The sequence below is a fragment of the Streptomyces sp. NPDC048331 genome, assembly GCF_043201215.1.
GTDB lineage: Bacteria > Actinomycetota > Actinomycetes > Streptomycetales > Streptomycetaceae > Streptomyces.
Genome location: NZ_JBICYT010000099.1, coordinates 1 through 2,510 on the forward strand (window position 1 = coordinate 1; position 2,510 = coordinate 2,510).

The window sequence follows — 2,510 nt, forward strand, 5'->3', positions numbered from 1 at the left end:
CCGCCGGGTAACCCCGGCGCATTGCTGCGCCGGGGTCCCCTCAGAACCGTGCGTGCACCTCGTCGATGCACACGGCTCAAGCAAGCCGCGAGGGCGCTCATCGGATGGTGCTGTGTCGGATGCGAGCGGCGTGTCGCCGTGCGCATTCGGCGTGTACCAAGCGGGTTTGATCGCCTCGCGGCGTCATTCTCCCCGTGTGCCGAAGGTAATCGGCTGAGATCGCCTTGCGGGCGATCACCTTCCACCAACGCTCCCATTCCAATGGGGATTGCGGTGGCTGGTGGGGAGTCAGGACGTTTTCCCCGCACAGTGGGCAGCGTCCCTCCTGCCGGTCGAGCAGGCGGAGGTTGTAGCTGTCGAGTGCGGGTTTGATCCTGCGACGCCGCTTGACCCAGTACTCCGTCAAGGAGGGGTCGTCGCGTGACGCCGCTCCCTTGACCAAGGTGTGTCGGACGATCGGTGTCCAGGACGACTTAACCAGGAAGGTGCCGCTGTCGCGGTCACCGAAGACCCAGTAGTCGTTTCTGAACTTGTTGTACTTGCCGAAGTACCGTCCGGAAATCCAGTGCTTCGACTTCTTAGGGTGTCGAAAGCGAGCCCATTTATAGGTCAGCTTCCACATGTGGATGTCGATGTCCTTGAAGACCTCGGCAGCCACCACCCCTCGGTAATAGGCAGCCCAGCCCCGGATGATGGGGTTGAGCTTGACGATGACCGCCTTCTCGTTCGATCCGCGCAAACCGCGCATCACTTCCGAGAGCCGTTCCCGATGCCGCTTGACGGCGGCCTTACTCGGCTTGATCAGCAGCTTGCCCACCGGATAGCGGCGGAGATTGAAGCCAAGGAAGTCGAAGCCGTCTTCGAGGTGGACCATGCGGGTCTTCTCCTCGTTGAAAGCCAGGCCCCTCGGTTTCAGCCACTCGGTAAGCCGTGCCTTGACCTCGTGCGCCTGCTGCTCCGTAAAGCAGCACACGACGAAGTCATCGGCGTATCTGACCAGCACCGTAGAGTCAGGACGCGTCTGCCCCACTGCCTTCTGGGACGGAGCAGTCGCGAGCCGGACTCCGGCCGCCTCCTCCAGGCCGTGCAGAGCGACGTTCAACAGCAGAGGGCTGATCACACCCCCTTGCGGGGTGCCCTCCTTGGTCGGGGAGAACCCCTTGCCGGGCTCGAACACCCCGGCCCTCAACCACTGTCCGATCTGCCTCCGCCCCGGGAACATCCCGAGCGCGGAGAGCAACCGATCGTGATCGATCTTGTCGAACGCCGCAGACAGGTCCGCATCCAAGATCCACACCCGCGTTGAGCCCTTGCGGAGCGTGTTGAAAAGCATCTCGATTGCGTCCTGGCAGCCTCGGCCCGGTCGAAAACCGTAGGAACGGTGCTCGAACTGGGCCTCCCACTCGGGCTCCAGCGCATTGCGTACCCGGCCTTGATGGCACCGGTCGACAATGACTGGAATTCCCAGCGGGCGCTGCTTTCCGTTGGCCTTGGGGATATACACCCGCTTCACCGGCAAGGGTTTCCAGGTACCCCGGCCCCGGTGCACCTGCACCGCGACCTTGGCCCGATCCTCGGAGGTCAAAGCGACCACCCCGTCCACCCCGGCCGTGACGCGGCCAGCATTGCGCTGCGTCGCCTGCCGCACACTCAACAACGTGTTCGACCGACTGCGCAGCATCAACTTTTGCAGGTTCCGGACTTGCGCCCAGTCCTGCTCCTGAGTCGCCTTGAAAATCCTCTGCCGCAGTCGCTGTACTTCCATCTCGCAGGCACGCCAATTTACGGCGTCCCAGTCGATCTCATTGCCCTCGGGTCCGTTCACCGTAGGTGCCTAACTTGTCCCTCGGTTCCAGTGCCATGACACAAAATCATCAAAGGCTCACCTGTCCACGTCAGCCCGCTTTCGCGTCCGGGCACCAGGCCCGGTATCCGACCGGTTATCTACGGCAGTCGGCGGAGGAGCCGACCGCATTGCCGCAGTTTCCCGTCTCCTTTCGGCTGTCGGCATTCGCTTCTTGGACATCCTGTTCCCGCCCGGGAGTTCAACTCCCCTTGCGGTCGGCCTACCGCCGCCAACCTTCAGCGACGGACCCGGACGGGGTTTCCACGTTTCGCACACATGAGATGCGACCGGGGTCGGGCGCCCTCTGTACCCCGAGGTCAGCGGTACTCACACGACCAGTAGTTGGTCCCTGGTCGCCGCCTGCCGCTCCTCCACGGCGTAGACCCTGCACCCCGGAATTACTTCCATCCATCCGAGGTCTCTGGGTAACGAGGCATCATCGAGGGTTCACTGTTGTTCACCCACCCGGTCTTCCCCTCCTCCGCTCCCCGGATGGATCGGGGCGCGGTTCGCATGTTCCCTGAGCTTCGAACCCCGGGATTACTCCCAGCGCACGTCAGGGCGGGGACGGGCATCGAGTACTAGCCCGAGATCACGGCGCAGGCATACGCCCACCCTCCTTTCCCGTGATCCGCTCATGTTGTGCGACCTCGTGTCGCAACCA

The 2,510-nt window shown here is 63.2% G+C and carries 1 protein-coding gene; it reads right to left on the reverse strand.

The annotated features are described in order from the left end of the window. Positions 1 to 97: 97 nt before the first annotated feature. Positions 98 to 1,825: a group II intron reverse transcriptase/maturase gene (ltrA, locus tag ACGFYY_RS42295; RefSeq protein ID WP_393717968.1), complete on the reverse strand. Its 1,728-nt coding sequence runs from the start codon at positions 1,823 to 1,825 to the stop codon at positions 98 to 100. Between the last annotated feature and the right edge of the window lie 685 nt (positions 1,826 to 2,510).